This is a genomic window from Nocardia sp. NPDC060220, from assembly GCF_042727815.1.
In the GTDB taxonomy this organism is placed as follows: domain Bacteria; phylum Actinomycetota; class Actinomycetes; order Mycobacteriales; family Mycobacteriaceae; genus Nocardia.
Map to the genome: position 1 here is coordinate 1 of NZ_JBHWZY010000522.1, position 4,973 is coordinate 4,973.

At 67.9% G+C, this 4,973-nt stretch carries 5 protein-coding genes and 1 pseudogene; 2 read left to right on the plus strand and 4 right to left on the minus strand.

The window, feature by feature from the left end; translation table 11 throughout:
* The 3 genes and pseudogenes from ACFWF3_RS24090 to ACFWF3_RS24100 all read right to left on the minus strand — a co-directional run.
* Positions 1-931: pseudogene (locus ACFWF3_RS24090) on the minus strand (peptidase M13); the annotation flags it as partial.
* 42 nt (positions 932-973) lie between these two features.
* On the minus strand, positions 974-1,339 hold the full coding sequence (locus ACFWF3_RS24095; protein WP_378989352.1) for a DUF397 domain-containing protein: 366 nt from the start codon (positions 1,337-1,339) through the stop codon (positions 974-976).
* A 10-nt stretch (positions 1,340-1,349) separates the two neighbouring features.
* The gene (locus tag ACFWF3_RS24100; RefSeq protein ID WP_378989353.1) at positions 1,350-2,204 is read right to left on the minus strand and encodes a helix-turn-helix domain-containing protein; all 855 of its coding nucleotides are present in this window, start codon (positions 2,202-2,204) and stop codon (positions 1,350-1,352) included.
* 221 nt (positions 2,205-2,425) lie between these two features.
* Between ACFWF3_RS24100 and ACFWF3_RS24105 the strand changes: the two genes are divergently transcribed.
* Positions 2,426-2,956: a hypothetical protein gene (locus ACFWF3_RS24105; RefSeq protein WP_378989354.1), complete on the plus strand. Its 531-nt coding sequence runs from the start codon at positions 2,426-2,428 to the stop codon at positions 2,954-2,956.
* Between the two features lies 1 nt (position 2,957).
* On the opposite strand, the gene ACFWF3_RS24110 is transcribed toward ACFWF3_RS24105, so the two are convergent.
* Positions 2,958-3,677: a pirin family protein gene (locus ACFWF3_RS24110; protein WP_378989548.1), complete on the minus strand. Its 720-nt coding sequence runs from the start codon at positions 3,675-3,677 to the stop codon at positions 2,958-2,960.
* 142 nt (positions 3,678-3,819) lie between these two features.
* Here ACFWF3_RS24110 and ACFWF3_RS24115 point away from each other — a divergent pair.
* Positions 3,820-4,973: MFS transporter (locus ACFWF3_RS24115; protein ID WP_379315368.1), on the plus strand; the 1,154-nt coding region annotated here is incomplete at its 3' end.

Sequence of the window (4,973 nt, forward strand, 5' to 3'; positions counted from 1 at the left end):
GGAACCCTGAGCGCGCGTGCAGCACCTGCCACGCCGCCCACGCTTGCCAATCCGCTTGCGGCACCTCGGCCCAGGCGGTGGCGAAGGCGCGCAGGTAGCCGGGCTGGCGCACGACGAGCTCGGCGAACAGGTCTTTGCCGTCACGGTCGAGTCCGGTGGCGACACCGTCTACCCAAGCGGCCCAGTCGAATTCCGGGTTCTCGGCGACCAGGTCGGCGAAAGTGGTGAGGTTGTAGCTCTTCTCGGCGTCGCGACGCCGCACGACATCCCAATGACCCGCGGCGAGTGTGCGTTCCAGATCGAACACGCGACGGGCGGCGTCGGCCGGGTCGGCGGGGAGCAGGCCCGCCAGCGACGCGTCCGCGGCGGCGATGGTGAACGTCTTGGTGATGTGCGCGAGGTACGCGTCGCGGATGTCCGCGAACTCGTCGGCGCGGTAGTAGGACTCGTCGGGCAGCCCGATGCCCGACTGGGTCGCGTGCACGAGGTAGCGGGTGGAGTTCTTGTCGTCGGTGTCCACGTAGTAGGCGAGCGCGCCACGGACCCCCGTGCGCTGCAAGCGCCCGAGCAGCGCGGCGAACGCGCTCGGATCGCCGACCTCGGCGATCGCGCGCAGCTCCTCGGCGACAGGCGTGAACCCGGCCGCCGCGACCACATCGGTGGCCATGAAGCTCGAGAACAGATCCCCGATCTTGCGGGCATCGGCATCGTCGGCCGCACCGGCCGCGCTATCGGTGATGATCGCCTGCACATCTAGCTCGGCCTGGTCGTAGAGCGTGCGAAACGCACCGTCGACGGCGCGGTCGGCCGGGATCTCGTACCCGGCCAACCACTGCCCGTTGACATGCGCGAACAGATCGTCCTGCACCCGCACATCCTGATCGCGGAAGGACAGATCAATACCGGAGGGAGCGCTCAGATCAGAAGTCACGCCCCCCAGTATGCCGAAATACCGATGGCCGGCGACGTGGTCTTACGCGCAGGCGAACTCGTCGTCTCGGACGCCGGCGGTGAAGGCATTCCACTCTTCGGGGGTGAAGTGCAGCAGGACGGCTTCGTGGCGGAGCGTGGTCGAGCCGTCGGAGGAGGTGTGGGCTACCAGGTCCGGGTGCGGGCGGGCGGTGAGAAGGCAGTGGAGGAAGGCTGTCCACAGGGGGGCGTCGACGGTGATGACGGGCTCGACCAAGCCGGCGTTCATCGGGTTGCGGCGAAATTTGCTGTCTCGTATCTGGACAGCGTCTCCGTCGAAACGAACCTCGACACACTGGTTGCCGTTATTCGAGCGTGACGAGGTGAACCAGCCGTGTTCGGCCGGGCGGCGGCGAGCGGTGGTGGACATACCCAGAATCTTACACGCTTGCATACTCCCTGATCAGGGCGAGAGATTCGGTGCGGGAAAGGGATTGCTCGCGGGCGCGTACGTAGGCGAAGCCGAGATCGCGGACCTGTTCGGCGTCGTCGACATGGCCGCCGAACACCGCGCTCTCAGCCCAGGCGAAGGTAGGTAGCTGATCGCTTGCGAAGTCGAGCAGATGGAAGCTGGAACCGCCGAGCACGGCCCCCTCGGGCGCGCTGAACGGGATGACGCGCACGTCGACGGTGTCGAGTTCGCGCACCAGCGCGACCAGGTGCCGCAACTGCCCGCGCAGCACCTCGCCACCGCCGGTCTGCTGACGCAAGGTCGCCTCGCCGAGCACCGCGGTGAGTTCCAGCGGATCGGGCCCGCGCAGCCGCTGCTGGCGGCGTAGTCGTATCGAGACTAATTGGTCAACCTGAACCGGGCGGATCATCACATCGGCACTGATCAGCGCCCGCGCGTACGCCTCGGTCTGCAGCAGACCGGGCACGATCATGCTGTCGTAGCTGCGGATACTCTGCGCGCCCGCCTCCATCCCGTACAGCCGCTGCAACTCGGGACCGATCAGCGCCGAGGAGGCCGTCGTCCACCAGCCACGCTGTTTACTCGCCTCGAGCAGGGCGAGCAGTTCGCGGCGTTCGTCGGGTGTCACATCGAGAACATCGAGGACCGGCTCGATGGTGGTGCGGGTGAGCACCCGCCTGCCCTTCTCGACATGGGACCAGTTCGCGGGCGTGAACCCGACGCGACGGGCGAACCCGGCCGAATCGAATCCGCGCTGCTCGCGGAGTTCGCGCAGACGCAGGACGAGTTCCCACCGCGCGACGGTCGGCGAAACGGGAGCCATGGGCGAATATCGTACGCCGATCGACACGCCAGCTACTGACTATTGTCAGCATGGTTGTGCGGCTATAGGCTGTCTGGAACGGTCTTTTTCTCTCACGTCCTGCCGTTATGAAAAAGTTTCCCGCGCCACCCGGTCGTGATGCTCCACCACCCACCGAGTTTCGCCCCGATCGAGCGAACTCACAGCTACATCGAACCACCGTCGACAGAGACGAGGTCGTGATGAGCACGTTGCACACCGATGAGGACAAGGGCGGGTATACGGCGGCCGAGGAATACTCGGCCACCCAGGACGCTTTGGCGCGCTGTCGCCAATACCGCAAGCACCATGGCCTCTACGGCGTCGTCGACGCGGCGCTGGGGCGGATCGTGCTCGAGATCGGCTCGGTCGGCGCGGTGGTGATGCCGTCGACGCTGGGCGAACGGGTCCGCGGGCTGCTCGTCACGCGGGGCCTGCGCTGCGGGCCGATCATCGCCCACCCACGCTCCGGTCGCTGGACCTTCCTCACCGGCCCGGTAGACAACTCCTACCTCGACACCGTGCTGTTCGCCGAGCTGTTCCGGGTTTGCGCCTCGGTCGCCCTGCCCGGTAGCGAGGTGGTGCTGCCCTCGCCGGCCGACGAGCGCAGCGGATATCGCACCTGGATGCAGGCGCCAGACGGCGACTTCCGACCCGAGTTCGCGCAGATCGTCGCCGCTACCAGGACAAATGCCAAGTCGGCGACCTTGACCCGGCAGCCGGGTTCAGCCTGAGCTACCCGCCGCCGAGGCGCGCGTGCATCTCCCAGACGAGCACCTCGGCGTCGCCGTGCGGACGGATCAACTGACCACCGGAGCGAGTCAGCCGAATCGCGTCGCCCTGGGACAGGGTGCCGAGGCCCTCGACGTCGACCTCACCGCGTGCGACGAAGACATGCAGGTAGGGAGCATCGGGGAGGGTGACGCCGGGACTGTCGGCCGTCATCCTGGCAACGTGCATGGCGGCATGTGAGGAATTGATCGCGATGGCCGTGCGGTCGCGATAGCGGGGTAGGCCCGACGCGACCGTCACCAGATCGCCGCGCGCGAGTTCGTCGTCGATCTCGAGCTGCTGGTAGCCGGGGTCGACGCCCGGCTCATCCGGAACCACCCACATCTGCACGAAGTGCACCGGCTCGTCGTGGGTCTTGCCGTCGAGGCGCCACGAATCGTTCTTCTCCGAGTGCTGGATGCCGGTGCCCGCGCTCATCCGCTGGGCCAGACCCGGATAGATGACGCCGTTGTGGCCGAGCGAATCCTGATGCACGAGGCTGCCGCCGAGCACCCAGGTGACGATTTCCATGTCCCGATGCGGATGGGTGTCGAAGCCCTCGCCGGGCAGCACCACGTCCTCGTTGTTCACCAGCAGCAGCCCGTGATGGGTGTTGTCGGGGTCGTAGTGCTCGCCGAAGGAGAACGAATGCTTGGAGTCGAGCCACGGGATCCGCGTCTTCATCCGGTCGCCACCGCGGTGTAGTTCGATCCGCGGCGGTGTCGTCGATGTGGGCGTCACCCTTCAATTCTGGCACCACTATGGTCATGACGTGTCGACTCATCCCCCTGACGGCTCGAATACGGCGGATGAGCAGCCGATCTCGATGAGACATCTGCTTCGCGACACCCGCGAGGTGGTCCGCCGGAACCCGCGGGTGCCACGTCTGGCCCTGTTGCGGCTGGCCGCGCAGTTCGGTGACGGGATGTTCCAGGCCGCCCTGTCGGGCGCGATCCTGTTCAACCCGGAACGCGAGACCGATCCGCTGGCCATCGCCGCCGGTTTCGCGGTGCTGCTGCTGCCCTATTCGGTGCTCGGGCCGTATGCGGGCGCGCTGCTGGATCGATGGGATCGGCGCAATGTGCTGCTGGTGGCGAGTGTGGCGCGGGCGGTGCTGATCGGCGTGGCCGCGATCGGGCTGTTCGTGGGCGTGGGGGAGACGCCACTGCTGGTGCTGGCGCTGGCGACGGTGGGCATCAGCAGGTTCGTTCTGGCCGGTGTGTCGGCGGCGCTGCCGCGCGTGCTCGAACAGCGCTGGCTGGTGCCGATGAATTCGGTACTGGCGACGGTGGCCTCGGTATGTGCCGGGATCGGCGCCGCGGCGTCGGTGGCGGTGATCGCGCTGATCGGCGCGGGTGACGCGGCCTCGGCGGTCGCGGTGGCGTTGAGCGGGATCGGCTCGCTGGTCGGTGCGGTGCTGGTCTTGGGGTTCCGCCCGCATGTGCTCGGTCCCGACCGCGGCTCGGCGGGGACCGAGAGCACCGTGCACGCCATCGCGACCGGTCTGCGCACCGGCGCGCGGGCCGTGTGGCGTTCGGCCCAGGTGACCACGGCGATGATCGGAATCGGCGCGCATCGCGTCGTCTTCGGGATGAACACGCTGATCATGGTGCTGGTGCTGCGTCAGCCCGCCGACGGCACCGAGATGAGCGGCGGGCTGGTCGGCTTCGGGGTCGCGATCGGCTTCGCGGCGGCGGGCATGCTGCTGGCCGCGATCGGCGCGCCGATCCTGATTCCGCGCCTCGGCAGGCCGCGCACGGTACTGGTGGGGCTCTCGACGGCGGTGATCGTGCAACTCACGCTCGTGACGCCCATCGCGCTGGCCACCGGGTCCGCGGTCGACAACGCGCACCGGCTGCTGCTGGCAGGCGCGTTCGGGCTCGGCCTCGCCGGGCAGACGATCAAGCTCACCGGCGACGCGAGCATGCAGATCGACATCGACGACGACCAGCGCGGGCAGGCATTCGCCCTGCAGGACAC